30 protein-coding genes are annotated in these 25,926 nt (G+C 64.5%); 25 read left to right on the top strand and 5 right to left on the bottom strand.

The annotated features are described in order from the left end of the window. Nucleotides 1–3: 3 nt before the first annotated feature. Nucleotides 4–186, bottom strand: coding sequence for a hypothetical protein (locus M2334_RS10420; RefSeq protein WP_264572224.1), 183 nt, complete (start codon nucleotides 184–186; stop codon nucleotides 4–6). A 109-nt stretch (nucleotides 187–295) separates the two neighbouring features. Here M2334_RS10420 and M2334_RS10415 point away from each other — a divergent pair, with 109 nt between their 5' ends. Then, entirely contained in the window at nucleotides 296–1,027 is a 732-nt protein-coding gene (locus M2334_RS10415; RefSeq protein ID WP_264605358.1) for an extensin family protein, read from the top strand. Here M2334_RS10415 and M2334_RS10410 read toward each other — a convergent pair whose 3' ends face one another. After that, nucleotides 1,028–2,026, bottom strand: coding sequence for a DNA topoisomerase IB (locus M2334_RS10410; RefSeq protein ID WP_264605357.1), 999 nt, complete (start codon nucleotides 2,024–2,026; stop codon nucleotides 1,028–1,030). It lies immediately after the preceding gene. Nucleotides 2,027–2,182: 156 nt separating this feature from the next. Here M2334_RS10410 and fumC point away from each other — a divergent pair, with 156 nt between their 5' ends. The 5 genes from fumC to M2334_RS10385 all read left to right on the top strand — a co-directional run bounded on the left by fumC (nucleotide 2,183) and on the right by M2334_RS10385 (nucleotide 5,282). Continuing rightward, nucleotides 2,183–3,559 (top strand): class II fumarate hydratase, encoded by a 1,377-nt coding sequence (gene fumC, locus M2334_RS10405; RefSeq protein ID WP_413716145.1) that lies wholly within the window; start codon nucleotides 2,183–2,185, stop codon nucleotides 3,557–3,559. Between the two features lie 25 nt (nucleotides 3,560–3,584). Further along, a complete protein-coding gene (locus M2334_RS10400) occupies nucleotides 3,585–3,710 on the top strand; it encodes a hypothetical protein (RefSeq protein ID WP_264594709.1) in 126 nt (41 codons plus the stop codon). Nucleotides 3,711–3,797: 87 nt separating this feature from the next. Further along, a complete protein-coding gene (locus M2334_RS10395; RefSeq protein ID WP_181559327.1) occupies nucleotides 3,798–4,166 on the top strand; it encodes a PRC-barrel domain-containing protein in 369 nt (122 codons plus the stop codon). 58 nt (nucleotides 4,167–4,224) lie between these two features. Beyond that, the gene (locus M2334_RS10390; protein ID WP_264572550.1) at nucleotides 4,225–4,407 is read left to right on the top strand and encodes a DUF3008 family protein; all 183 of its coding nucleotides are present in this window, start codon (nucleotides 4,225–4,227) and stop codon (nucleotides 4,405–4,407) included. 23 nt (nucleotides 4,408–4,430) lie between these two features. Beyond that, nucleotides 4,431–5,282, top strand: coding sequence for an SDR family oxidoreductase (locus tag M2334_RS10385; RefSeq protein WP_264594708.1), 852 nt, complete (start codon nucleotides 4,431–4,433; stop codon nucleotides 5,280–5,282). Between the two features lie 2 nt (nucleotides 5,283–5,284). On the opposite strand, the gene M2334_RS10380 is transcribed toward M2334_RS10385, so the two are convergent. Beyond that, on the bottom strand, nucleotides 5,285–7,177 hold the full coding sequence (locus M2334_RS10380; protein WP_264605356.1) for a hypothetical protein: 1,893 nt from the start codon (nucleotides 7,175–7,177) through the stop codon (nucleotides 5,285–5,287). Nucleotides 7,178–7,364: 187 nt separating this feature from the next. Between M2334_RS10380 and M2334_RS10375 the strand changes: the two genes are divergently transcribed. From M2334_RS10375 to ccoS, 13 genes are all read left to right on the top strand, one after another. Next, nucleotides 7,365–8,015, top strand: a complete 651-nt coding sequence (locus M2334_RS10375) for an HAD family hydrolase (protein ID WP_264594706.1) — start codon at nucleotides 7,365–7,367, stop codon at nucleotides 8,013–8,015. 11 nt (nucleotides 8,016–8,026) lie between these two features. After that, nucleotides 8,027–8,926 (top strand): phosphotransferase, encoded by a 900-nt coding sequence (locus tag M2334_RS10370; protein ID WP_264594705.1) that lies wholly within the window; start codon nucleotides 8,027–8,029, stop codon nucleotides 8,924–8,926. A gap of 17 nt (nucleotides 8,927–8,943) precedes the next feature. After that, nucleotides 8,944–9,999 (top strand): hypothetical protein, encoded by a 1,056-nt coding sequence (locus M2334_RS10365; protein ID WP_181559333.1) that lies wholly within the window; start codon nucleotides 8,944–8,946, stop codon nucleotides 9,997–9,999. Between the two features lie 133 nt (nucleotides 10,000–10,132). After that, on the top strand, nucleotides 10,133–10,741 hold the full coding sequence (locus tag M2334_RS10360) for an NAD(P)-dependent oxidoreductase (protein WP_264594704.1): 609 nt from the start codon (nucleotides 10,133–10,135) through the stop codon (nucleotides 10,739–10,741). 109 nt (nucleotides 10,742–10,850) lie between these two features. Further along, on the top strand, nucleotides 10,851–11,549 hold the full coding sequence (locus M2334_RS10355; protein WP_181559335.1) for a Crp/Fnr family transcriptional regulator: 699 nt from the start codon (nucleotides 10,851–10,853) through the stop codon (nucleotides 11,547–11,549). A gap of 147 nt (nucleotides 11,550–11,696) precedes the next feature. Continuing rightward, a complete protein-coding gene (ccoN, locus tag M2334_RS10350; RefSeq protein ID WP_264572558.1) occupies nucleotides 11,697–13,364 on the top strand; it encodes a cytochrome-c oxidase, cbb3-type subunit I in 1,668 nt (555 codons plus the stop codon). A 12-nt stretch (nucleotides 13,365–13,376) separates the two neighbouring features. After that, entirely contained in the window at nucleotides 13,377–14,111 is a 735-nt protein-coding gene (gene ccoO, locus M2334_RS10345) for a cytochrome-c oxidase, cbb3-type subunit II (RefSeq protein WP_264576039.1), read from the top strand. After that, nucleotides 14,108–14,296, top strand: a complete 189-nt coding sequence (locus M2334_RS10340) for a cbb3-type cytochrome oxidase subunit 3 (RefSeq protein ID WP_181559338.1) — start codon at nucleotides 14,108–14,110, stop codon at nucleotides 14,294–14,296. The genes ccoO and M2334_RS10340 overlap by 4 nt, the downstream gene beginning before the upstream one ends. Beyond that, a complete protein-coding gene (ccoP, locus tag M2334_RS10335) occupies nucleotides 14,289–15,236 on the top strand; it encodes a cytochrome-c oxidase, cbb3-type subunit III (RefSeq protein ID WP_264594703.1) in 948 nt (315 codons plus the stop codon). Before M2334_RS10340 ends, ccoP begins: the two co-directional genes overlap by 8 nt. A gap of 151 nt (nucleotides 15,237–15,387) precedes the next feature. Beyond that, on the top strand, nucleotides 15,388–16,848 hold the full coding sequence (ccoG, locus tag M2334_RS10330) for a cytochrome c oxidase accessory protein CcoG (RefSeq protein ID WP_264595403.1): 1,461 nt from the start codon (nucleotides 15,388–15,390) through the stop codon (nucleotides 16,846–16,848). Further along, on the top strand, nucleotides 16,845–17,300 hold the full coding sequence (locus tag M2334_RS10325; protein ID WP_264570021.1) for a FixH family protein: 456 nt from the start codon (nucleotides 16,845–16,847) through the stop codon (nucleotides 17,298–17,300). The genes ccoG and M2334_RS10325 overlap by 4 nt, the downstream gene beginning before the upstream one ends. Continuing rightward, nucleotides 17,297–19,453: a heavy metal translocating P-type ATPase gene (locus tag M2334_RS10320; protein WP_264605355.1), complete on the top strand. Its 2,157-nt coding sequence runs from the start codon at nucleotides 17,297–17,299 to the stop codon at nucleotides 19,451–19,453. The genes M2334_RS10325 and M2334_RS10320 overlap by 4 nt, the downstream gene beginning before the upstream one ends. Then, a complete protein-coding gene (gene ccoS, locus M2334_RS10315) occupies nucleotides 19,450–19,605 on the top strand; it encodes a cbb3-type cytochrome oxidase assembly protein CcoS (RefSeq protein ID WP_264594701.1) in 156 nt (51 codons plus the stop codon). The genes M2334_RS10320 and ccoS overlap by 4 nt, the downstream gene beginning before the upstream one ends. A 163-nt stretch (nucleotides 19,606–19,768) precedes the next feature. On the opposite strand, the gene M2334_RS10310 is transcribed toward ccoS, so the two are convergent. Further along, complete coding sequence (locus M2334_RS10310) at nucleotides 19,769–20,446, bottom strand: OmpW/AlkL family protein (RefSeq protein ID WP_264586998.1); 678 nt, start codon at nucleotides 20,444–20,446, stop codon at nucleotides 19,769–19,771. A 134-nt stretch (nucleotides 20,447–20,580) separates the two neighbouring features. Between M2334_RS10310 and hemN the strand changes: the two genes are divergently transcribed. The 6 genes from hemN to fghA all read left to right on the top strand — a co-directional run bounded on the left by hemN (nucleotide 20,581) and on the right by fghA (nucleotide 25,523). Beyond that, nucleotides 20,581–21,903 (top strand): oxygen-independent coproporphyrinogen III oxidase, encoded by a 1,323-nt coding sequence (gene hemN / locus M2334_RS10305; protein ID WP_264605354.1) that lies wholly within the window; start codon nucleotides 20,581–20,583, stop codon nucleotides 21,901–21,903. A 3-nt stretch (nucleotides 21,904–21,906) separates the two neighbouring features. Continuing rightward, the gene (locus M2334_RS10300; protein WP_264594699.1) at nucleotides 21,907–22,605 is read left to right on the top strand and encodes a sulfite exporter TauE/SafE family protein; all 699 of its coding nucleotides are present in this window, start codon (nucleotides 21,907–21,909) and stop codon (nucleotides 22,603–22,605) included. A gap of 98 nt (nucleotides 22,606–22,703) precedes the next feature. Beyond that, nucleotides 22,704–23,816 carry an S-(hydroxymethyl)glutathione dehydrogenase/class III alcohol dehydrogenase gene (locus tag M2334_RS10295; RefSeq protein ID WP_264570027.1) on the top strand — a complete coding sequence of 371 codons (1,113 nt, stop codon included), beginning with the start codon at nucleotides 22,704–22,706 and terminating at the stop codon, nucleotides 23,814–23,816. A gap of 38 nt (nucleotides 23,817–23,854) precedes the next feature. Next, the gene (locus tag M2334_RS10290) at nucleotides 23,855–24,244 is read left to right on the top strand and encodes a VOC family protein (RefSeq protein ID WP_264605353.1); all 390 of its coding nucleotides are present in this window, start codon (nucleotides 23,855–23,857) and stop codon (nucleotides 24,242–24,244) included. A gap of 46 nt (nucleotides 24,245–24,290) precedes the next feature. Further along, nucleotides 24,291–24,674: a VOC family protein gene (locus M2334_RS10285; RefSeq protein ID WP_264576031.1), complete on the top strand. Its 384-nt coding sequence runs from the start codon at nucleotides 24,291–24,293 to the stop codon at nucleotides 24,672–24,674. Nucleotides 24,675–24,677: 3 nt separating this feature from the next. Further along, a complete protein-coding gene (gene fghA, locus M2334_RS10280) occupies nucleotides 24,678–25,523 on the top strand; it encodes an S-formylglutathione hydrolase (protein ID WP_319801345.1) in 846 nt (281 codons plus the stop codon). A 27-nt stretch (nucleotides 25,524–25,550) separates the two neighbouring features. On the opposite strand, the gene M2334_RS10275 is transcribed toward fghA, so the two are convergent. Beyond that, the gene (locus M2334_RS10275) at nucleotides 25,551–25,862 is read right to left on the bottom strand and encodes a DUF3817 domain-containing protein (RefSeq protein ID WP_264572568.1); all 312 of its coding nucleotides are present in this window, start codon (nucleotides 25,860–25,862) and stop codon (nucleotides 25,551–25,553) included. Nucleotides 25,863–25,926: the final 64 nt, after the last annotated feature.

Genomic DNA, 25,926 nt, shown 5'->3' with positions numbered 1-25,926 from the left:
TCGTCAGGTTATCGACGGCTGGAATGCCGGCGGATCGCTGGCGGGAAAGGACTCGTCCGAGGCTTCGTCAATCTCGTCCCATTTGCCCGGGGCGGGCTTGTGCTTCATCGCATCCGGCCCGGCATCGCGGACCTCGGGGTTTTCGTCCGTCTCGGTTTTCGTCTTGGGGTCTTCGGGCATCGACATCTCAAATCCTTTCGTGATTTCCTTGTCGTCTGATCGATCAACGCCTGCATGCGCCAGCAGTTGCATGGCCCTGTCGGAAGCGGAACGCGTCCTGCCGCGTTAGGCAGCTATGAAGGCATCCGGTTTTTATCGCGCGATCCGCTGGCTCGTCTGGGCGGGCATTCTGGTTCTGGCAGCGTTGCTGGCGTTCGCGCTGTTCCGTCCGGCCCCGCAGGATCTTCCATGGACGCCGCTTTCGCTCGATCAGCCCATCGGCCTGTTCACGCGGCACAAGCTCTCGGGATTGCGGGATGATGCGCCACAATGTCGCGCCTTGCTGCATCGCGCCGGGTTGGAGACGACGGCGGTCCCGGCTTTCGGCAGTGACCAGTGCCGGGTCACGACCGCCACGCGCCTTGCGGCTAGGCAGGACATGCTCGCCCTTTCGCCGACGGACGTGGCCCCGGCCTGTACCGTTATGGCCGCCACCGCGCTCTGGACCTGGCAGGTTGTCCAGCCTGCCGCGCAGCAAATCCTCGGGGCGTCTGTGGTGCGCATCGAGCATCTGGGCAGCTATAGTTGCCGGCGGATGTACGGGAGCGGCGAAGGTGCGTGGAGCGAACATGCTACCGCCAATGCGTTGGACATCGCCGGCTTCGTGCTGAGTGACGGTCGCCGGATCTCGGTGCTGCGGGATTGGGACGGGGAGGGCGAAGAGGCCGCGTTCCTGCGAACCGTGCGCGATGGCGCATGCCGCCTGTTCTCTACCGTGCTCTCGCCGAATTATAACCGCCAGCATGCCGATCACTTCCACTTCGATCAGGCGGATCGGGGCGGGGTCAGCTGGGGCGTTTGCCGCTGATCAGCCGGCCTCGACCTGCTGCTCTTCCAGCCATGCGATCAGGCCGCGTTCGGGGCGGCTGAGCCATTTGGTCTGGCGCGGCAGGCGCGTCTGCTTGCGGAATTCGCTCGGCCCCTCGCGCGCCAAGGCGACGAGATTGGGGTGGATGTAGGATTTGCGGGCGATGGCCGGCGTATTGCCGAGATGTTCCGAGACATGGGTCAGCATCGCCGTGAGGGTCGAGACCTCCTGCTCGTGCAGCAGCCAGTCGAACGCGAGCACGCTCGCCCGCCATGTCCGGAAGTGCTTGGCGGTGAAGTCCGCGCCCATCGTCTCGCGCAGATAGAAGTTCACATCCGACGAGGAGACCGGTGAGGCGGTGCCGTCGTCGCGCAGATACTGGAAGAGGTGCTGGCCCGGCAGATCCTGCATCTGGCGAACGAAGCGAATGAGGCGGCGGTCCGTCATGCTGACTTCGCTCAGCTTGCCCGACTTGGCCTTGAACCGCAAGGTGAGCCGGTTGCCGACGACCTTGGCATGGCGCCGTCGCAGGGTGGTCGCCCCGAAGCTGCGATTGCTCTTGGCATAGGCTTCGTTCCCCACGCGAATGCGGCCGCTGTCGAGCAGTTGTACGACCGAGGCGATGGCGCGCTCGGCGGTCAGGCCGCGCCCGGCCAGATCATCCTCCACCCGGCGGCGCAGCAGCGGCAACAGCGCGCCGAAAGCGGCGCAGCCCTCATATTTGCGCGCGTCCCGCTCGGCGGTAAAATCGGGATGGTAACGATATTGCTTGCGCCCGCGCGCATCGATGCCCGTCGCCAAAATATGGGCATGGGCATTGGGCGCGAACCAGGCATCGGTATAAGCCGGCGGCAGGCCGATGCGGTTGAGCCGGTCGATCTCCGCCCGTTCGGTGATGCGCGCGCCTTCCGCATCGAAATAGGCCCAGCCGCGTTTTCCACTCGGTCGACGGCGAATGCCCGGCATGCTGTCGTCGACGAAAATCAGCGCGTGTGTCATGCTCAGGGTCCGCTCCTTGCCTATCCACGGGGCCTATCCACGGGACTTGTCCATGGGCATGGACGAGCGCACAACGCGCAAGCTGTGGGTTTGGAGCCCGCCGGTGGCGCACACGGACCGGCACGGCAGATGACAGTGGAGAAACCGGTGACGAAGATGCGGGAAGAACGCGACAGCCTGGGGCCTATCGACGTGCCTGACGCGGTCTATTGGGGCGCTCAGACGCAGCGCAGCATCGAGAATTTTCCGTTCGGCCCGGCCGAGCGAATGCCGACCGGCATCGTCCATGCGCTGGCCATCGTGAAAAGCGCCGCCGCGCATGTGAACCGCGCGCATGGACTGGCCCCGGACATCGCCGATGCCATCGAGACGGCGGCGGCCGAGATCGTGGCCGGCAAGCTGAACGATCAGTTTCCGCTGGTCATCTGGCAGACCGGCAGCGGCACCCAGACCAACATGAATGTGAACGAGGTGATCGCGGGCCGCGCCAACGAGGCGCTGACCGGTAAGCGTGGCGGCAAGGCGCCGGTCCATCCCAACGACCATGTCAATATGAGCCAGTCGTCCAACGACAGCTTCCCGACGGCGCTGCACATCGCAGCGGCCCGCGCGCTGGTCGATCGGCTGCTGCCGGCGCTCGATCATCTTGCCGATCTGCTCGGCGCGATGGCGAAGGCTTGGTCCGGCATCGTCAAGATCGGCCGGACGCATCTGCAGGACGCGACGCCGCTCACGCTGGGGCAGGAGTTCTCCGGCTATGCTCAGCAACTGCTCAACTGCCGCAGCCGTCTCTCCCGCGCCCTGGAAGACGAGCTGATGCCGCTGGCGCAGGGCGGCACGGCGGTCGGCACGGGCCTGAATGCGCCGCAAGGGTTCGGCGAGGCGGTGGCCAAGCAGATTGCGGCGTTGACCGATCTTCCGTTCAGGACCGCGCCCAACAAGTTCGAGGCCTTGGCCTCCAACGATCCGCTGGTCCAGCTCTCCGGGGCGCTGGCAACGCTCGCCGTCGCGCTGACCAAGATCGCCAATGATATTCGCCTGCTGGGTTCAGGGCCGCGTTCGGGGCTGGGCGAACTGGAATTGCCGGCCAATGAGCCAGGCAGCTCGATCATGCCCGGCAAGGTCAACCCCACCCAGTGCGAGATGCTGACGATGGTTGCCGCGCAGGTGATCGGCAATCATCAGGCCGTGACGGTCGGTGGTTTGCAGGGGCATCTCGAACTCAACGTCTTCAAGCCGATGATCGGTGCGGCGATCCTGCGTTCCATCGATCTGCTGAGCACGGGAATGGAGAGCTTTGCCGAGCGCTGCGTGGAAGGCATTATCCCCAATGAGGCGCGCATCGCGGACCTGGTCGAGCGCTCGCTGATGCTGGTCACCGCGCTCGCGCCTGAGGTCGGCTATGACAATGCCGCCAAGATTGCCAAATATGCCCATGAGCAGGGGCTGAGCCTGCGCGAGGCGGCTTCTGCGCTCGGCCTTGTCGATGCGGCGACCTTCGATCGTCTCGTGCAGCCGCAGTCCATGATCTGACCGGACCGGCCTTCTGGACGCCGATGTGACACGGCGTGACTCGCTGTCGATCGGTTTGCCGCTTTACCCGGAACTCCTGCGCTATCTGGCCGTTGGTTTGGCAGATGGCGTCGCGCTGATGCGCGGCCTCAAGACCCAAGGGCCGGCATAGGCCGGCATTGGCACCTTGGTCCCGGTTGGATCGGCAAACCCCTTCCGTGGATCGAGGCCCACCTTCAACAGGAAGAGGACCAGGCTCATGGCTACCGAAATCGCAATTGACGAAACTCAGCGCCTCATCTCCTCAGACAAGGTCGAGGGCACGACGGTGTACAACCGGCAAGGCGAGAAGCTCGGGACGGTGCGCAACTTCATGGTCGATAAGCGGAGCGGCAAGGCTGAATATGCCGTGATGTCGTTCGGTGGCCTGTTCGGCCTCGGCAGCGATTATTATCCGCTGCCGTGGGACATGCTCGATTATGATACCGAATATGGCGGCTATGTCGTCGATATCGAGAAATCCCGTCTCGAAGGCGCGCCGCGATATGCGCAGGAAGACCCCGTCTACGACCATGGCTACGGCCGGCAGGTCTACGGATATTGGGGCATCCCTTATCCCTTCGTCTGATCGACAGGCACAGGCCGCCCGGAACGAACGGGCGGCCTTTTAATTTGGAGGCTTACTCATGCCAGCCAAATCCAAAGCGCAGCAGAAAGCCGCCGGGGCAGCCTTGTCTGCCAAACGCGGTGACAGCGCCAAATCCGATCTCAAGGGCGCCTCACGCGAGATGTATGACTCGATGAGCAAGAGTCAGCTTGAGGATTTTGCCTCCGGCAGCCGCAAGGGCAAGCCGGACCACGTCAAGTGACGTGCTGAACGGAAGAATGATCCATGACTGACACAATCGAGATGATCCACGAAGACAATTTGCCTGGTGACGAGCATAAGCTCGATCCCCAGCCGGAGTTCATGCCGCGCTACCCCGGATCGGGCCGACTGAAAGGCAAGGTCGCGGTTGTGACCGGGGCGGATAGCGGGATCGGCCGCGCGGTCGCGGTGCTGTTCGCGCGTGAAGGCGCCGATGTCGCCATCGCCTATTTGTGCGAGCATGAAGACGCCGCCAAGACGCAAAAGCTGGTCGAGCAGGAAGGCGCTCGCGCGCTGGTATTCGCTGGCGATCTGGGTGACAAGGCTGTCTGTCAGGACCTGATCGATCGCACAGTGGGCGCGTTCGGGCGTCTCGACATCATCGTCAACAATGCCGGCGAGCAGCACCCGGACAAGGCGATCGAGGACATCACCGAGGAACAGCTCAAGCGGACCTTCCAGACGAACATCTACTCGATGTTCTTCGTCGTGCAGGCGGCGATGCCGCATCTTCGCGAGGGCGCTGCAATCGTTAATTGCACGTCCGTCACGATGTATCAGGGCTCCAAGGAACTGCTCGATTATTCGAGCACCAAGGGCGCCATCACGGCGTTTACCCGCTCGCTCAGCGAAAACCTCATCGAGAAGGGCATTCGCGTCAACGCGGTGGCGCCGGGGCCGATCTGGACGCCGCTCAACCCGTTCGGCGGTGCCACCAAGGAGAAGCTCGCGCATTTCGGCGAGAGCACGCCCATGGGTCGCCCGGGCCAGCCCAACGAAGTCGCGCCGTGCTTCCTGTTCCTCGCCTGCGAGGATTCCAGCTATATGAGCGGGCAGGTGCTCCACCCCAATGGTGGGATGGTCGTCGGCTCCTGAGTTCAGCGCCTCTGCCTGTCCGTTCGCGCCGCTGTGAGCAAAGCCTTGTCCACAGCGTCGTGACGGCCGGCAGCGTCCTGCTCAAGGGCAGCGCAGATGGCGCTGCTCGCCATCGGCGCTGCTTCCATCAACTTGCCCATCCGGGCCGGCAATCTGGCCGCGGTGATGCCGGCATACCAACAGGTCTGGGCAAGACTGACATGACCCATCAAATCCGGCTTGGCATCATAGAGCGCCATCTCATGAAAGCGAGGCGCGATATCCAGCGTGTCGGCATAGACCGCCATGGTCGCGGCGCTGGCGAGCGCGACCTGATCCCCGATCATGAGTGAGCCATATTGATGGCCCATCGCCGCATCGGCAAGCAGCGTGGGCGTCGCCCGGCAAGCGGCCAAGGCGTCGCCCCAGCGGAACGCTTTCGCGCCGATAACCTTATCCGGGCGGATGCGCAGGATGAGATCGAATTCGTCGCCTCGGGCCGTCGCCATGTCCGACGCGGCCTTGAGCTTGTAGTGCATCTTGCGGGGGTTGGACCAACCCGCAAAATCCGGGTCGCTATCGTCCTCCAGCACCACATGCTCGGTGCTATAAAAGGCTTCGAGTTCAGCCTTGCTGACGACCCCGCCATCCGCCAGCGCGGCGAACAGCGCGGGGTAGCGCTCGGCCATGCCGGGCATGCCGATGCGCCCGGCGTGCAGGCGCCACGCTTCGCAAAAGGCTTCGCCGGCGAAGGGCAGATAAGCGCGGAACGGCTCTGCGCCCGAGCGCCCGATCTTGCTCCAGCTATGGATGAAGAATTGGCAGTCCGCGTCCCGCAGCAAGCTGGCCTGCCAGGTCGGGAAGGCCGCGCGGTAGCCACGCAGCTGGCCCGAAACGCACACGGCAATGCGCGGACGGCGCCGCCCGCGCTTGAGGAAAGGCGCCTTGCCCGTGACCTTGTCCTCCACGAAAGCGGCCGCCTGCCATGGCCTGGAGTCCAGCCGGGCAAGCGCTGCGTTCGACCGAGCGCGATCAGCAGTCGAGCGCAGCTTGAGGCCCGGCTGCGCCAGCGCGGCCAGGTCCGGACCGAGGGCCGTCGTGACTGCCGCTGCGCTCGCGGGACCATCCGGCGAAACCGCCCATCGCAGCGCCAGAGAGCGCGCCGCCGCGCCATCGTCCTCATCGGTTGCACCACCCGGATATGCGCTGCGATAGGCCGCCAGCCATGCGGCAAGTTGCGCGTCTGCACGGCGTGATCCCGTGATCCACAGGAAGAGCAGCAACTGCCAGGCGGGGAAACGGCGCACCAGCGCATCGGGCGGTGTGTTCTCGGCGAGACCGGCCAGATCGGCGATGTTGCCCTGAAAATGCACCGCATCGAAAATGCCATTATAGGGAAGGCTGAGTTCGTGTCGGTCCAGTTGCGGCAGCAGGTCGAGATGCCAGCGCGAGATCGGGGCTTCGTCCTGCCAGCCCTGCAGGGGGTGGCGCAGCAGCAGTACGGCGATCAAAAAGCCGCGGTCGCGCGCGCCCTCATCCCACAAAGCTGTCAGAACGGGCCGAAGAAGCTCGGCCGCCTTCTGGAGGACGCCCTGATTGCCGCCGGCATGGGCTGCTGCGATCCGCGCGCACAGGGCAGGGGGCGTGCCGTCGCGATCGCGCTCAAGGACGAGGATGCGGAGGAGATCGTCCAGCCGCTCCCGACCCCAGTCCGTCGGCAAAGCCCCGTCCATCAGCGCGCCGGTCACCGCGCGTCCGGCGCCCTCAAAGGCGCGGTGGGCCGTTATGCCCTCCTTAAATATTGCCTCGTAAATCTCCAAGGCAGGGGTATAGTTTGAGGCCTCGGTCAATTCTTTGGCTGCGGCAAGCCGATTGTCGAGGAACTCGCTTGCAGGTTTTCCATTTACAGACTTCACGGGTTTTCCTCGATGGCCAATGGCGCGCGCGTTCAACCTAGCAAGATTTCGGATTAAGAATTCAACCCATTTCCACATTCGCATGACGGCCAGCTGAGAGAATGCTCGCCAGCGCGATAGATGTGCGTCGATTGCAGGGGGTTATTTGAAGGTCGATGGTCGTTTTAGTTAAGTCGCGGGGCGGGAAATGACGCCAGACGTGTCCGTGGAGCCATGGCCGCTCGGCGTGGACCTCTCCGCCTATGACGCCCTGCTATTCGATCTGGATGGCACGCTGGTCGATACCATGCCGCTCCACGGCCTCGCCTACGCAGCCGTGTTCGATGCGCGCGGCTATCGCTTCACCATGGATGATTATCTTGCAAATGTCGGTCCGCCCGCCCGGATCGCGATCCCGGCTTTTGCGGCAGCGGCGGGCATGGGTGAGATCGACGATGCGATGATCGCCGCCCTCCATGCCGAGAAGAAGGCGCATTTCAAGACCGTGCTACGGCAGGAGAAGGCGCCGGCACTGACCGCGTCACACTTGCTGACGCGTCATGCCGGCACGATCCCCATGGCGTTGGTGTCGTCGGGCAACCGGGACGGCGTGGAAGCGATCTTGGAAACGATGGCGTGGCGCCCCCATTTCGGCGCCGTGGTGAGCGGCGATGATGTGGCGCAAGGCAAGCCGCATGCCGAACCTTATCTCACCGGCGCGGCGTTACTGGGCGTGGCGCCCGCACGCTGCCTCGTGTTCGAGGATACGCCGGTCGGGATCGCGTCCGGCCTTGCCGCGGGCATGACTGTCATCGACGTGACCCAAGCCGGCGTCATCCATCGGCCGGGCAAATCATGACAGGACCAGAGTTGACCCTCGACAGCCACCCGGCTTTGCGGATGTTTCGCGAGGTCATTCCGCTCTCCGGCTTTTCCGGCGCGACCGTCGCGTTGGTCCGTGATAGCGGACAGCCCTTCGTGCGCAAGGCGGCCAATCTTGTCGATGCCAACGGGTCGTTGCGCGATCAGGCGGTGCGGCAGCAGGCGCTGGCTGGGCTGGTGGAAGGCTGTGCCGGGATGCCTGAGGTGCTCGACATGGGCGAGCAGGACGGGCTTTTCTATTTCGACATGGCGTTCATCCCGTCGCGCGATGCGGTCAATTTCCTTTCCAATGGCACCTTTGATAATGTCGCCGATTTCGCCGACCGCGTGGAGCGGCTGATGAGCCGCCTGGCGGTTTCGGTGCCGGTCAGCCAGCCGCCACTCGCCCCGCGCAAGAGCCTGCTGGTGGACAAGCTGCAGCAGATCGCCGACAAGACTGGCGCGATGCACGAGCAAGCACTCGCCCCTCTGGTGGAGGCGGTACAGCGCATGGATGTGCTGGTGGCGGACGAAAAGCCCACCGCAGCGCATGGCGATCTAACCTTCGAGAACATCCTCGTCGACCGGCGCGGCGCCTTGTGGCTGATCGATACGATCACATCGCCCTTCGATCACGTCTGGATCGACTGGTCCAAGCTGTTTCAGGAATGCGAGGGGCTTTGGCACGCCCATCGCGGCCGGCCGCTGGCACGGGGCGTGACATGGTGGCTGCGGCAGCGCTTCCATGCTGCCGCGACAGCGCTGGACCCGGCGTATCCCGCACGCCATTACATCCTGCTCGGCCTCACCTTCGCGCGCATCCTGCCTTATGCGAAGACCGACGAGGACCGGGCCTTCGTTGCCCGGCGGGTGGCCGAATGCGGCCGTGCTGCCCTGGACAATCTTTGACGCGAGAGAGAAGACCCATGAAGATCATCGTACCCTGCGCCGGCCGCTCCTCCCGCTTCCCCAACATGGCGCCTAAGTGGATGCTGCCCGACAATGATGGCCTGCCCATGGTCTTCAAGGCAGTACAGGGCCTTGGCGCCAATGTGGATGATTTCATCTTCACGATCCTGCGCGAGCATGAAGAGCGCTTCCAGGCTCAGGAAGGTCTGCGCGCCGCCTTTGGGCAGAAGGTCAATTGCGTCATTCTGGACGAGCCGACACGCAGCCAGTCCGAGACGGTTGCCCAGACGCTGCTCAAGAGCGGCATCGACGAGCCCTTCATGGTGAAGGACAGCGACAATTATTTTGAGGTGCCGCACCTCTATCAGACATACAATTATGTCTGCGTCGCCTCGCTCAGCAGCTTCAGCCAGGTCAATCCGCAGAACAAGAGCTATGTTCAGGTCGATCAGGAAGATGTGATCGTCAATTTCCGCGAAAAGCAGGTCATCTCCGATCTGTTCAGCGTCGGCGGCTATTATTTCTCTAGCCCGCGCGAGTTTTTGACGGCCTATGACGAGCTGATGGGCCAGCCGCGCCTGTCCGCCGGCGAGCTCTATCTCTCCGAGATTATCGGCTATCTGGCGATGCAGGGCTCGGTGTTCCGCATCCAGCGGATCAAGCAGTATCAGGACTGGGGGACGGTCCACGAGTGGCGCGAATATCTGCAGGGCCACCGGGTGTTCTTCATCAGCGTCGATGGCTTCCTGTTCGAGCAGGGGTCGCTGTTTTTCAAGCCCGGCTTCGAGGAAGTGAAGCCCAACCCGGTGGCGATCGAGACGGTGCAGAAACTGGCGGCGGAGGGGCAGAAGATCTTCTATCTCTCCATCCGTCCGCAGGAGCTGGAAGCGCTGACCAAGAGCCAGCTTGCCGCCGCTGGCTTGCCGGAGCGGCCGCTGCTGCTCGGCTGCGATCTCGCGCAGTGGACGCTGCTGACTGCGCCGCATTCCAATCAGCCGTTCCGCACCTCGCATGCTGTCGAGATCGCTGCGGATGACCCGAACATGGCGGAAAAGCTGGCCGTTGATCGCTGACGTCGGGAAACGCGGCGCTGGTCTCTTGCCTTTGTCCGGCTTGACCCTAAGAACAGGCCCTTAGAATAGGCAAAGTCAATTTGGGTGTCGCGGGCTAGGCGCGCGATGTGCCCGATAAGAGAGGAATGCAGGCATGAAGATCGCAATCATGGGTGCCACTGGCAATGCAGGCCAGCGTCTGGTCGATGAGGCCGTGAGTCGCGGGCACAATGTCACAGGCATTTCGCGCAGCGCAGACACCCAAGCCCCGCGCGAGGGCGTGACGTGGGTGAAGGCCGACATCAATGATGTCGACGACATGGCGAGCAAGATCGCCGGCCACGATGCGGTCATTCTCTCCATGCCGTTCAAGTCGCTGGATGCGGACAATGTGTTTGCCGTGGCCCGCAAGGCCGGGTGCTGGCTGCTGGTCGTCGGTGGCGCGGCGAGCCTGCAGACCGAGGATGGCGTGGTGCTGCTCGATACGCCGGGTTTCCCGGACTTCATCAAGGTCGAGGCCGCGCCGGCGCGAGATTTCCTTAACCAGCTGAAGGCGGGGCCGGGCTTTGATTGGACGTTCCTGTCGCCGGCCATGATGTTCGGACCGGGCGAGCGCACCGGCACCTTTCGCCTCGGCACCGAAACGCTGCTGACGGCGCCGGATGGCAAAAGCTCGATCAGCTATGAGGATTTCGCCGTCGCGATGATCGACGAGATCGAGACGCCCAAGCACAAGAACATGCGGTTCACCGTCGGCTACTGACGACGGTGTCTTCCGTGAAGGGTGAGGGGCGGGACTGCCAATGTGTCTTTGGCACAGATGGCCTGCTTAGGCCGTTGGAAAGTCTCGACGACTGCTGTAAAGAGTCGCGGTGACTAGCTGCCAACAGTGTGTCGTGCGGAACCGCGCGATCTGTTCATCTTTGGATACCTCCGAGCTGGAGGTGCTCAACAAGATCGGTCGTCGCGTGCCCGTGCATCGCGGGCAGACGCTGATGTGGGAAGGCGATGACAGCTTGCTGGTCGCCAATGTGATTGACGGCGTGCTCAAACTGTCGACCTCGACGGCGGATGGCCGCGAGCAGATTGTTGGCGTCGTCTATCCCTCCGATTTCATCGGGCGACCGTTTGGCAGCACGACTCAGCACAGCGTCACCGCGCTGTGCGATGCGCAGGTGTGCCTGTTCACGCGCTCCTCGTTCGACGATTTTGCCCGCACGCATCCGGAGCTGGAGCACAAGCTGCTCCAACGGACCCTCACCGAATTGGATCGCGCGCGTCACTGGATGCTGCTGCTGGGACGCAAGAGCGCCGGAGAGCGTGTCGCGACCTTCCTGCTCGAAATGGCGCAGCGGCTTGCGGATGCAAGCTGTAGCGGCAGCGATCTTGTCGAGCGCTTCGAACTGCCGCTCACCCGCCAGCAGATGGCCGATCTGCTGGGCCTGACCATCGAGACTGTGAGTCGCCAGCTCACCCGGCTCCGCCAGGCCGGGATCATCGATCTGCCGGATCGGCGGACTGTCGTCATCCTAGATCATGACGCCATGGAGGCCGAAGCCGGCAACGGCTGAGCACCGCGCTCCTCGTCGGCGCGCATCGTGGCGCGCCGGCCACCCCGCAGACCGCATTCTTCCCGTTGACCCATGTCAATGATGCCGAGCCCCCGCTGATCCACAGCGACAGCACAGTCCCAGGACTGTGCTGCTCAAGGGGTTTCTATGACCGGTCTAACAATGAAGGCGGGAGGCTGGCTTCTGCTCGCCATTCTCGCGATGCTCGCCTCCGCGCTCGCCGTGGATTCCGGATTTGCCATCCACATGGTCATTGCGTCGCTTGCGGCGCTGCTCGCCATGATGGGGACGCTTCGCTCCGCCGATTGGGGCGGTATGGCGCGCGGCATTCTGCGCATGCCCGATCAGGGGCATTATGATGACGATCCGGTGCGCTGGGGCGTTATCGCCACGGTGTTCTGGGGCATGGCCGGTTTTCTCGCCGGGCTCTACATTGCCTTGCAGCTTGCCTTCCCGGCGCTGAACCTGGGGCTGGAATATACCAGCTTCGGGCGCCTGCGGCCGCTGCACACCTCAGCAGTGATTTTTGCCTTCGGTGGCAATGCCCTGATCGCAACGAGCTTCTATGTCGTGCAGCGCACCTGCCGCGCCCGGCTTGCCTTCCCCTCGCTCGCGCGCTTCGTCTTCTGGGGCTACCAGCTGTTCATCGTGCTCGCCGCGACCGGCTATCTCCTCGGCATCACCGAGGCGAAGGAATATGCCGAGCCCGAATGGTATGTCGACCTGTGGCTCACCATCGTCTGGGTCGCCTATCTCGCGGTCTTCGTTGGCACGATCGTCAAGCGCAGCGAGCCGCATATCTATGTGGCGAACTGGTTTTACCTGAGCTTCATCCTCACCATCGCGATGCTCCACATCGTCAACAACCTGTCGATGCCGGTCAGCCTGCTGGGCTCCAAGAGCTATAGCGCCTTTGCGGGCGTGCAGGATGCGCTGACCCAGTGGTGGTACGGCCATAACGCGGTAGGCTTCTTCCTCACCGCCGGCTTCCTGGCGATGATGTACTATTTCGTGCCCAAGCAGGCCGAGCGGCCGATCTACAGCTATCGCCTGTCGATCATCCACTTCTGGTCGCTGATCTTCCTCTACATCTGGGCCGGTCCGCATCACCTCCACTACACTGCGTTGCCCGACTGGGCGCAGACGCTGGGCATGGTCTTCTCGGTCATGCTGTGGATGCCGAGCTGGGGCGGCATGATCAATGGCCTGATGACGCTGAACGGCGCCTGGGACAAGGTCCGCACCGATCCGATCATCCGCATGATGGTGATGGCGCTCGCCTTCTACGGCATGAGCACCTTCGAAGGGCCGATGCTCTCGATCAAGAGCGTCAACAGCCTCTCGCACTATACGGACTGGACCATCGGCCACGTTCACTCGGGCGCGCTCGGCTGGAACGGCATGATCACCTTCGCGGCGATCTACTATCTTACGCCGCGCCTGTGGGGCCGCAACCGGCTCTACTCGCTGCGCATGGTCAACTGGCACTTCTGGCTCGCGACCGTCGGCATCGTCTTCTACGCCTCGGCCATGTGGGTCGCTGGCATCATGCAGGGCCTGATGTGGCGGGAATATGGGGCGGACGGCTACCTCGTCTACGCCTTCTCTGACACCGTCCGTGCGATGTTCCCGATGTACGTACTGCGCGCCTTCGGCGGACTGCTCTACCTCTCGGGCGCCGTGTGCATGACCATCAATGTGTGGCGCACCATCCTCGGCCACCAGCGCGTCGAAGCGCCGATGAGCGACGCTGCCTACGACGCCGCCAAGGACCGGCCGATCACCCACAAACCTGCTGCGGTTCCCGCGGAATAAGGACGGAAAACCATGTCGAGCTTTGCACAGAAGCACAAGAAGCTGGAGCGGAACGTCACGCTCCTTGCCGTCGCTGCCTTCGCCGCGGTTACCGTCGGCGGCATCGTGGAGATCGCACCCCTCTTCTGGATCGACAACACGATCGAGAAGGTGGAGGGAATGCGTCCCTACACGCCACTGGAGCTGGCGGGCCGGAACATCTACATGCGGGAGGGCTGCTACAACTGCCACTCGCAGATGATCCGCCCGTTCCGCGACGAGGTGGAGCGCTACGGCCATTACAGCCTCGCCGCCGAAAGCATGTATGACCACCCCTTCCAGTGGGGCTCCAAGCGGACTGGGCCGGACCTGGCCCGCGTCGGCAAGCGCTACTCGGATGAGTGGCACGTCCAGCACCTCATCGATCCGCGCAGCGTGGTGCCGGAATCGATCATGCCGACCTATGCCTTCCTCACCAAGCGTGAGCTGAAAGCGGGCGACATGACGGCCCATCTCACGGCGCAGCGCCGGGTTGGCGTGCCCTATAGCGATGAGGACATCGAGAAGGCGAATGCCGATCTCCTGGCGCAGGCCGATCCCGAGGCCGACACCGCCGATCTCCTCAAGCGCTACCCCAAGGCGCAGGCCCGCGATTTCGACGGCAACCCGGCCAAGCTGACCGAGATGGATGCCCTCGTCGCCTATCTCCAGATGCTCGGCACGCTTGTCGATCTGGATAGCGCCGCGCCGCAGGAGGTGGAGCGATGAGCTATAATGATCTGCGCCACTTCGCGGACAGCTACGGGCTTTCGGCAATGGTGGTGCTCTATTTCGGCCTGTGCGCATGGGCGTTCCGTCCCGGCTCGCGCCGGAGCAACCAGGACGCCGCGCACCTGATCTTCGCCGAAGATGGCGAGGCCGCAGCCCATGACAGGAAGAACAACCATGGCTGAGAAGAAACGCATCGACGCGCCGACCGGTACCCAGACCGTCGGCCATGAATGGGACGGGATCGAGGAGCTCGACACCCCCATGCCGCGCTGGTGGGTCTGGACTTTCTACGCAACGATCGTGTTCGCGATCGGCTATGTGGTGGTTTATCCCGCTATTCCCTTCGCGCATGAAGCCAGCAAGGGGCTGTTCGGCTGGTCCAGCCGTGGGCAGCTCCAGCAGGTGATGGACGCCGAGACCGCGCGCCGCACGCCGATCCTCTCGGCCATCGCTGCCACGCCCATCGAGAAGCTGGTCGCCCAGCCAAAGCTGATGGAAGCGGCGATGCAGGGGGGGGCAGCCGCGTTCAAGGTGCATTGCGTGCAGTGCCATGGCTCGGGCGCTGCAGGCGCCAAGGGCTATCCGAATCTGGTGGATGACGACTGGCTGTGGGGTGGCGACCTGCAATCGATCGAATATACGATCACTCATGGCGCTCGGAACCCGGATGAAGCGCAGACCCGCATGAGCCTGATGCCCGCCTTCGGCAAGGACGGCATTCTCACCGGCACGCAGGTTCAGGATGTAGTGAGCCATGTCCGCGTGATCAGCGGGCAGGAGAAGGCCAGCGCTTCCTCACGGCGTGGCGACGTGCTGTTCCAACAGAATTGCGCGGTTTGCCACGGCCCGGCCGGCAAGGGACTGCGTGAATTCGGTGCGCCGAACCTGACCGACCCGATCTGGCTCTATGGCGGCGATCGCGAGACGCTGACCCAGACGGTGACGAACAGCCGTCGGGGTGTGATGCCCGCCTGGGGCCATGCGCTCGACAAGGCGACGATCCGCATGCTGGCCGTCTACGTCCACGGCCTTGGCGGCGGCGAGGCGACGCCCGTCGCAGCGCAGATTGCCGCTCAGGCTGCCGGGGCACCGGAGGCGCAGGCCAACGCCGCAACACCATAAGGCGGAGCCGGCCCTTCCTTCGCGCGTCGGGGGAGGGGCCGGCTGCCGCTCATTTCGTTGATCCTGCTCAATGTCGTTTGAGCCGACTGCGCCTAAGCGAAGATCGATCGGAGGCAATCTGATGCCGAAGACGCCAACAACGGACGCTGCCATGTCCCCCGTGAATGATGTTACCGCGCCAGCGGAAAGCCTCTACGCCAAGCGCAAGTCGGTCTTCCCCAAGCAGGTCGATGGGCCGTTCCGCCGCTTCAAGTGGCTGGTGATGGCCGTCACCCTGACGATCTATTGGGCCACGCCCTGGATCCGCTGGGACCGCGGGCCGCACGCGCCCAATCAGGCGGTGCTGGTCGACCTCGCCAATCGCCGCTTCTTCATGTTCGGCATCGAGATCTGGCCGCACGAATTCTATTACGTCGCCGGGCTGCTCATCATGGCGGGCGTCGGCCTGTTTCTGGTGACCTCGGCCGTCGGCCGCGCCTGGTGCGGCTATGCCTGCCCGCAAACGGTCTGGACCGATCTGTTCCAGCATGTCGAGCGCTTCCTCGATGGGGATCGCAACGCGCAGATCAGGCTGGAGAAAGCGCCCTGGACTCCGATGAAGGTCTGGAAGCGGCTGCGCAAATGGGCGGTCTGGCTCGTCATCTCATTCCTGACCGGTGGCGCGTGGATATTCTACTTTGCCGATGCGCCGACGCTGCAACACCAGTTCTGGACCGGGCAGGCGCCGTTCGTTGCCTATGGCACCACCTTCGTGCTGACCATGACGACCTTCATCTTCGGCGGCTTCATGCGCGAGCAGGTGTGCATCTACATGTGCCCCTGGCCGCGCATCCAGACCGCGATGACGGATGAGAAATCGCTCATCGTGACCTACAAGCACTGGCGCGGCGAGCCCCGCACCAAGGGGCTGAAGAAGGCGCAGGATGAAGGGCTGCCGACCGGCGACTGCATCGACTGTCTGCAATGTGTGCAGGTCTGCCCGACCGGGATCGACATTCGCGAGGGGCCGCAGATCGGGTGCATCACCTGCGCTTTGTGCATCGATGCCTGTGACAAGGTGATGGCGCAGATCGGCCGTCCGCGCGGCCTGATCGATTATGCGACAGAGATCGACTGCGAGGCCGAGATGAAGGGCGAGGCGCCGGCGCCCGTGCGCAAGCGCCTCTTCCGTCCGCGCACAATTGCCTATTTCGCGATCTGGGCGAGCATTGGCCTTGCCATGCTGTTCGCGCTGGGCGTGCGTTCGCGCATCGACATCGCGGCCAATGCGGAGCGCAATCCGGTCTATGTCCGCCTGTCCGACGGGTCGATCCGCAACAGCTATCTGATCAAGGTGCGCAACATGCAGAGCCGCGCGCGCCCTATGGCCATCGGCCTCGATGGGCTGGACGGCGCGCTGATGTGGCGTGAGGGCCAGACCCGCGATCAGGCGAGCCGGACCCTGCAAATCGACGTGCCGCCCGATCAGGTGCTCAAGGAACGCGTGCATGTGGTTGCGCCGGCGCAGGGCGTTGCCCGCCAGGATTTCGCCTTCACGTTGCGCACGCTCGACGAGCAGAAAGAGGCAGCGCAGGATGATGAGAGCTTTGTTCGCCCGGAGGTAGGCCAATGACCCGCAAGTTCACCGGACGGCATATCACCGTCATTCTCGTCAGCTTTTTCGGCGTGGTCATGGCCGTCAATTTCACCATGGCCTTCCTCGCAAGCTCCACATTCGGCGGGCTGGTGGTGCAGAACAGTTACGTCGCCAGCCAGGAGTTCAACAAATGGCTGGCGCAGGCCCGCGCCGAAAACGCGCTGGGCTGGGCGCTCACGCTGAATCGGACTGCGGAGACACGGCTGAGCGCGACGCTGCGCAGTGCGAATGCGCCGATGAACGATGTGGCGCTGACCGCCACCGCCCGCCACCCGCTCGGCCGCAAGCCCGATATCGCGCTGCAATTCCGGGCGCTCGGCGATGGCGTGTATGAGAGCCTCCAGCCCCTGCCGCAGGGCCGCTGGATCGTCCATGTGCGGGCCCGCGCCCATGGGCGGGAGATCAACCGGGTGGTCGATCTGTCATGACCTATGTGGCGCCAAGGCCCGATTGGTCGGCGGATGCGGTGGAAACCCGCCTCGCCGTGCCGGACATGCATTGCGCCGGCTGCATTTCCAAGATCGAGCGGCTGTTACCATTGCAGCCGGGGGTCCACGCGGCCCGCGTGAATTTCTCGGCCAAGACCGTGATCGTCTCGCATGCCGCCGATCTGGCCGAGCCGGACCTGCTGCGCGCCTTCGATGCGATCGGGTTCGAGGCGCAACCGCTGCACAGCGCGGCGGCGCATGAGCGCAGCCAGGCGCTGCGTAAGTTGATCCGCGCTCTTGCCGTGTCAGCCTTTGCGGCGATGAACGTCATGCTGCTCTCGGTCTCGGTCTGGTCCGGGGCGGATGGCAGCGCGCGCGAATTGTTCCACTGGATTTCCGCGCTGATCGCCATCCCGGCGGTGGCCTATGCGGGACAGCCCTTCTTCCGCTCGGCCTTCAAGGCGCTGCGGGCGGGCACGACCAATATGGATGTGCCGATCTCCATCGGCGTCATTCTGGCGACCTCGATGAGCCTCTACGAGACGATCATCGGCGGTCGCCATGCCTGGTTCGATGGCGCGTTGATGCTGCTCACCTTCCTGCTCGCCGGCCGGGTGCTGGATGAAATGATGCGCGCGCGCGCCGCCAGCGGAGCTGAAGCGCTGGTACGCCGCACCGCGCCCGGTGCCATGCGGCTGGCCGAGGATGGCGCGAGCCAGTGGGTTGCCGCCGATGCGCTGGCCGTAGGCGACCGCGTTCTGGTTGCCGCCGGCGAGCGGCTCGCGGCAGATGGCATAATCGAGCAGGGCAGCAGCCGGTTCGATCTCTCCTTGCTGACCGGCGAAAGTGCGCCTGTCACGCTGCGCGCGGGCGACATGGCGACCGCCGGCACGCTCAATCTCGACGGCCCGGTGACGCTGCGCGTGACGGCCGTAGGCGAGGGGCGGGCGATTGCCGAGATTGCCCGGCTGATGGAAAGCGCCGGCCAGGCCAAGTCCCGCTATGTCCGCCTCGCCGACAAATGCTCGCGGCTTTACGCGCCGGTGGTGCATCTGCTCGCTGCCATCACCTTTGCCGGCTGGATGATCGCCGGGGCGGGCTGGCACCAATCGCTGCTGGTCGCCATCGCCGTGCTGATCATCACCTGCCCCTGCGCGCTGGGCCTCGCCGTGCCGGTGGCGCAGGTGGTGGTCTGCGGCGCGATGATGCGCGCCGGGCTGCTGGTGAAGGATGGCAGCGCGCTGGAACGCCTCGCGCAGGCCGATCAGGCCCTGTTCGACAAGACCGGCACCCTCACGCTCGGTCGCCCGCGTGCCTCTGGCGTCGAGGCGCTGGACGAGGAGGAGCGGAGCATCGCCCGCGCGCTGGCCATGACCAGCCGCCACCCCCTCGCGGTGGCGCTCCGGCAAGCGCTGGGCGGCGAGCATGTCAGCCCGGCGGTTCTTGCTGACGTCGAGGATATTCCCGGCGAGGGCGTGCGCGCGCGTTGGCAGGGCCAGCCCGTTGCGATGGGCAAGCCGACACCGCAGGATCTGAGCGATCAGGCTGGCGCAAGTGACGATCCGACCATGGCGGTCGCGCTGGAGCTGGCGCACGGGCGCCGTCACATCACCCGCTTCGCCGATGCGCTGCGCCCGGATGCCGCGCGGGCGCTGGCGGACCTGCGCGGCCTTGGTCTGCCGCCGGCGATCATGTCGGGCGATCGGGAGGAGGCGGTCCAATCGCTAGCCGATCAGCTCGGCGTGCCGGCCGAGGGCGGGATGCGCCCGGCCGACAAGCTGGCGCGGCTGCAGGCGCTGGCCGAGGCCGGACACAAGCCTTTGATGGTAGGCGACGGACTGAACGACGGCCCGGCACTTGCCGCGGCCCATGTCTCCATGGCGCCCGGCTCGGCGAGCGATGTCGGCCAGCAGGCGGCGGACATCGTGTTTCTGGGTGACAGCCTCTCGGGTATCCCCAAGTCGGTGCGGGCCTCGCGCGCCACCATGCGCATCGTGCGGCAGAATATCGGTCTGGCGATCGGCTATAATGCGCTGGCTGTGCCGCTGGCGATTGCCGGCTATGTCACGCCGCTGATTGCTGCCGTCGCGATGTCGAGCAGTTCGCTCATCGTGGTGGCCAATTCCCTCCGTCTGCGCTGGGCTGTCAAATGAACGGATTGATCTTCCTCATCCCCGTCGCCCTGCTGCTCGGCCTGACCGGCTTGGTCGCGTTCATGTGGTCGCTGCGCAATGGCCAGTTCGACGACCCGGATGGCGCTGCCTTGCGCATTCTGATCGAGGATCAGGATAAGCCGTCGGACTGACGCGACTTGAGAATACCGCGAAGATGCTCCCCTCCTCTTCAGAGGAGGGGCGAGCCCCAATGAGCTGCCGATCCTGCACTAGGGGTACGAGCACAAAAAAACGGGCCTGCTCCGGGAGAGGGAGGAGCAGACCCGCCTTGCCGGCGCGTGCCGGGAACTGGGCTTAGAAGCGGTAGCTGACGCCGCCGCTGACGACCCAGGGATCGAGTTCGTGCCGCGTCGCCAGGACGGTGGCGCCGGAGGCATTGTAGAATTCTGCGGTGGGCCGGACGAAGTAGCGCTTGGCGTCGAACGAGATGCCAAGGCCGGTATCATTCACCGGAATGTCGACGCCGGCCTGCAGCGCGAAGCCCACCTTGCTCTTGAGCTTGGCGCTCGCGGCGCCCAGCGCGGCAGTGCCGCCCGCGCCCACCTTGGAGTCCACCACCCAAAAGTAGCTCGGCCCGGCGCCGATATAGGGTTTGATGGGGCCGGCGTTGAGGTGATATTTGAGCGTCACCGTCGCCGGCACGATCTTGATGTCATCGAGCAGCCGGTTGACGCCCTTGATCGCGCCCGCGCCATCCACATGGTGCGCGGTCATGCAGCAGATCGTCTCCACCGAGACGGCATCGCTCAGGAAATATTCGATTGCGGCGGTCGGCACCCAATTGTCGCTAGCGGCGGTGTCCGTGCCGGCGGGCAGCGTCACCGTGGCGGATTTGACCGTATCGATCTTGCCATTGGGCAGCACGCCGGTTGCCATCAGCTTGACCTGCACCTTGCCTTGTTGCGCCTGCGCGACCCCGGGGGCAGCGAGCATCGCAAGACCGGCGACACAGCTGAATAAACGAGCATTCATGGGTTCTTTCCTTTCTTTCCCTGAACCTGCATCGCTCATTAGGATTGGGTTGGGCGCCGCTCATTGACCCAGCGCAAGACTTGGCTTGATCGAGGTCAAGGGCAGCCAAGGCTCGACAAAGTAGAGCCATTTCCATGTGGTCCTATTATCCCGATCTGCTCGCCCGGCCGGTGCCGCGCTACACCAGCTATCCGACGGCGGCCGAATTCACGGACCGGGTGGGGGAGGCATATCTCGGCCATGCGCTGGATGCGGTGCAGCCGGGGCAACCCGTCTCGCTTTATGTGCACATCCCCTTTTGTGAGGAGATATGCTGGTATTGCGGGTGCAACACCGGGCGCTCCAACAAGGCGCAGCGGCTGACCAGCTATCTCGATGCGCTTCATGCCGAAATTCGCACTGTCGCCCAGCGCCTCGGCGGACGCGCCCGCGTCGAGCGCATCGCCTTTGGCGGCGGCAGCCCCAATGCCATCCCGCCGCTGGAGTTTGCCCGGCTGGTCGATGAGATGATGCTGGCCTTCAACTGTGGCGCGCCGGTGCTCTCGGTCGAGATCGATCCGCGCGGATTCGACCAGCGCTGGGCGATGACGCTGGGCGTCTCCGGCACCAAACGCGCCAGCCTTGGCGTGCAGACCTTCGATCCCGCCATTCAGGCCGCAATCGGGCGGGTCCAGCCGCGCGACCTCATCGTCAGCGCGGTTGATCGCCTGCGCAGCAACGGCGTGCGGTCCATCAATTTCGATCTGATGTACGGTCTGCCGGGGCAGGATCGCGCGTTGCTCGAGCAGACGCTGGACGAGGCCATCGCTATGCGGCCAGACCGGATCGCCCTGTTCGGCTATGCGCATGTGCCGCATATGCTGCCCCGCCAGAAGCGGATCGATGCCACCCATCTGCCTGATCAGGCCGAGCGCTTCGCCATGGCGGCGCTGGGGCATGATCGCCTGGTTAGCGCGGGTTATGTCCCGGTCGGCTTCGATCACTTCGCGCTGCCCCATGACGATCTCGCCAAGGCACAGCTGCAGGGCAGGTTGCGGCGCAATTTTCAGGGCTTTACCGAGGATCGAGCTGATGTGCTGATCGGCATCGGCGCGACGGCCATCGGCCAGTTTCCGCATCTCGTCGTGCAGAATGACAAGAATAGCGGCCGCTACCGGATGCGCGCTGGCGCCGGTCGCCTGACCGGCGAGCGCGGCATCCTGCGTGACGCGGATGACCAGCGGCGTGGCGCGATCATCGAGGATATGCTGTGTGGCCGCGCTGCCGATGTCGGGACCGATCTGCACCTGACGGACCTGCGTGCCCGGCTCGCGCCCTTCCTGGAGCGGGGCCTCGCTACGCTGGAGGGCAATAGCCTGCGCATCGCCGAACAGGGCCGGCCTTATGGGCGCGCCGTCGCAGTGCTGTTCGACCGCCATCGCGCCCTGTCCCAGCAGCGGTTCAGCAGCGCGATCTGAGCGATGGCCGATCCGTGGACCTTTGGCGGCGGATTTCTGCTCGGCTTTGCCTCCAGCCTGCATTGCGTGGGCATGTGCGGCGGCATCGCGCTGCTGCTCGACCAGGCGCGGGGAGAGGGGGACCATCCCGCAGCCTTTGCGGCGCGGCTCCATGCCGGTCGTATCGGGGCCTATATGGTGATGGGTGGCGCGGCGGGGGCGCTGGGCGCACTGGCGCTGGGCGGGCTGGATGCGAGACTCGGCCATCTGCTCCTGCGCTGGGCCGCGGCGATGAGTCTCGCCTGGGTCGGCTTCTCGATGCTGGGCCTTATGCCGAGCCCCGCTGTGGTCGGTCACGCGATCCGGGGGCAGGTGCATGTGCCGGCTTACGTCGCAGGCGCGGCGCGATCGATGCTGCCGCCGCGCCTGCGCATGGTCGCCACCGGCTTTGGCTGGGGCATGATGCCGTGCGGAATGGTCTACGGTGCGTTGCTATATGCGGCCTTTGCCGGGTCGCTCACCGGCGGACTGCTGGTCATGGCGGGCTTTGGCATCGGCACGCTGCCGGCGTTGCTTGCGGTACAGGTCGGCGCCACGATGCTGGCCGGGCTGGCCCGTAAGCCCGGCGTGCGGACGCTCGCTGCCCTCGCGATCCTGCTCTGCGCGCTGCTCAGCCTCGGCGCCGGGGAGGCCGGCCTGCTGGCCCTGTGCCGCGCGAAATAAGCGTTCGACCGGCTTGGGCGGGGTTGCAAGAATCAGTCTCAGGTTCCAACAAGCGGCAACTGGCGCGCGAGCGCCGTTCCTTGCTGGAGAGATGGGGCATGAAAACGCGGGCTGCGGTAGCATTTGAGGCAAAGAAGCCGCTGGAGATCGTCGAGCTGGATCTGGAAGGGCCCAAGGCGGGCGAAGTTCTGGTCGAGATCATGGCGACGGGCATCTGCCATACCGATGCGTACACGCTCGACGGCCTCGACAGCGAAGGCATCTTCCCCAGCGTGCTCGGCCATGAAGGCGCGGGCATCGTGCGCGAGGTCGGCGCGGGCGTCACCTCCGTGGTGCCGGGGGACCATGTCATCCCGCTCTACACGCCGGAATGCCGCCAGTGTAAGTCCTGCCTCTCGGGCAAGACCAACCTGTGCACCGCGATCCGCGCGACGCAGGGCAAGGGCCTGATGCCAGACGGCACGACGCGCTTTTCCTACAAAGGCCAGCCGATCTACCATTATATGGGCTGCTCGACCTTCTCGAACTTCACCGTGCTGCCCGAGATCGCAGTTGCCAAGATCCGCGAGGACGCGCCGTTCAAGACGAGCTGCTACATCGGCTGCGGCGTGACGACGGGTGTGGGCGCGGTCATCAACACCGCCAAGGTTCAGGTCGGCGACAATGTCGTGATCTTTGGCCTCGGCGGCATCGGCCTCAACGTCATCCAGGGCGCGCGCCTGGCTGGCGCCAACAAGATCATCGGCGTCGACATCAACCCGGATCGCGAGGAATGGGGCCGCAAGTTCGGCATGACCGACTTCCTCAATTCCAAGGGCATGAGCCGCGAGGATGTGGTAGCGAAGATCGTGGCGATGACCGACGGCGGCGCGGACTATACCTTCGACGCGACCGGTAACACCGAAGTGATGCGCACGGCGCTGGAAGCCTGCCATCGTGGCTGGGGCACCAGCATCATCATCGGCGTAGCGGAAGCGGGCAAGGAGATCGCCACGCGGCCATTCCAACTCGTTACCGGGCGCAACTGGCGCGGCACGGCGTTCGGCGGTGCCAAGGGCCGCACGGACGTGCCCAAGATCGTCGACATGTACATGACCGGCAAGATCGAGATCGATCCCATGATCACCCACGTCATGGGCTTGGAAGAGATCAACACCGCCTTCGACCTGATGCATGCCGGCAAGAGCATCCGCTCCGTGGTGGTGTTCTAAGGTCCGCAGGGCGGCGGTTGCGCTCGGGAGCGGCACCCATGTTCAGGCATCTGGTCCTCGGCACCGACGACATCGAGCGCGCGCGCATCTTCTATGATGCAACGTTCGCGGCGATGGGCATCGCGCCGGCACAGGCCGATGCGAAGGGGCGGTTGCTCTATCGGAATGGCGGCGGTCTGTTCATCGTTGGCCACCCCATCGATGGTCAGCCGGCTTCCCATGCCAATGGCGGGACGGTCGGCTTTCTGGCCCCATCACCGGAGGCGGTGAAGGCCTGGCATGCAGCCGGCCTGGCGCATGGCGGCCAGGCGTGCGAGGGAGAGCCGGAGAACCGGATTTCGCCCGCCACCGGGCGGGGTATCTGGGTCGCGTATCTGCGCGATCCGGATGGCAACAAGCTTTGCGCGGCTTGGGATGAACCCCAGTGATGCTCCGGCGCGCGCAGGATTTTGAGTAACCAAGAGGAGAGTTACAATGTTTACGCATATCATGGTTGGCGCGAAGGACCTCGCGCAGAGCGCGAAATTCTATGACGCCGTGCTCGGCGCACTGGGCGCTGGCGCCGGCCACAACATCGGCGATCGCGCTTTCTATTCGCACAATGGCGGCACCTTCGGCATCATTTCGCCGATCAACGGCGAGCCGGCGACCCATGCCAATGGCGGCACGATCGGCTTTGCCGCTGCCGACAAGGATCAGGTCGATGCGTTCCACGCTGCCGGTTTGGCCAATGGCGGCACCAGCGAAGGCGAGCCGGGCAAGCGCCCGCAGGCGCCGGGCAATGCCTATGGCGCCTATCTGCGCGATCCGACCGGCAACAAGATCTGCGTCTTCTGCCAGCTGCCTGAAGGCGCCTGATCGATGACGTTGGAGACGCTCTCGACGAACAAGGCCTATGGCGGCGTCCAGGGCGTCTACCGGCACACATCTTCGGAGACGGGGACGGCGATGACATTCGCCGTCTTCGTCCCCGAGCATGAGCCGGGCGAAACATTGCCCGTGCTCTTCTACCTCTCCGGCCTCACCTGCACCCATGCGAACGTCATGGAAAAGGGCGAGTATCGCGCGGCCTGCGCGGCGGAGAAAGTCGTCTTCGTGGCGCCCGATACCAGTCCGCGCGGCGAGGATGTGCCCGACGATGCGGAAGGCAAATATGATTTCGGCCTAGGCGCCGGCTTCTATGTCGATGCGACCCAGGCACCCTTCGCGACCCATTATCGCATGAAAAGCTATATCGAGCAGGAACTGCCGGCGCTGATCGCCGCAAATTTCCCTGTCGATATGGCGCGGCAGGGCATCACCGGGCACAGCATGGGCGGCCATGGTGCGCTGACCATCGCGCTGCACAATCCTGAGCGCTTCCGGTCCGTCTCCGCCTTCGCGCCCATCGTCGCGCCGAGCCAGGTGCCGTGGGGCCAGAAGGCGCTCGGCGGCTATCTGGGGGACGATGCATCGGCCTGGGCGCAGCATGATGCCGTGGCGCTGATCGAAAGCGGTGCGCGACTGCCCGACCTGCTGGTCGATCAGGGCGGTGCGGACAATTTCCTCGAGCAGGAGCTGCGTACGCATCTGCTGGAAGCGGCCTGCGCCAAGGCCGGTCAGCCCGCAACAATCCGCATGCAGCCCGGCTATGACCACAGCTATTATTTCATCTCGACCTTCATGGCCGAGCATATCCGCTGGCACGCCGAGCGCCTCAAGGCCTGATCTTCGCGGCCTCTTCGGCGCGCAGGCTTAGACGGAGCGTGCGCGCCCCTGGGTGAGGGCGGCCTCTTGCCGCTTGAGATAGGGATCGTTGAGAAAGGTGCCGAACGGGAAGAACGCCGCCAGCGTCGTCCGCAGCCAGCCCATGACACCAAAGCCCTTGCCCGGCAGCACGAACAGCATCGCGCCGATGTAGAGCAGGAACGCGATGCCGTGGGTCATCCCGACCGGACGGATCAGCGCGGGATTGTCGAAGCCATATTTGAGCGGCATCGCGATCAGGAACAGCGCGAGGGTCGTGATGCCTTCCACCAGGGCGATATAACGGAAAATCCTGAGCATGGTGTCTCCTGAGCGGTCGATGACCTGTCGCGTCGCGATCACAGCTCTGTCGCAAGACTCACAC

It is taken from the genome of Sphingobium sp. B11D3D (assembly GCF_025961755.1).
In the GTDB taxonomy this organism is placed as follows: Bacteria; Pseudomonadota; Alphaproteobacteria; order Sphingomonadales; family Sphingomonadaceae; genus Sphingobium.
This window is presented reverse-complemented; position numbering and strand designations above follow the sequence as displayed.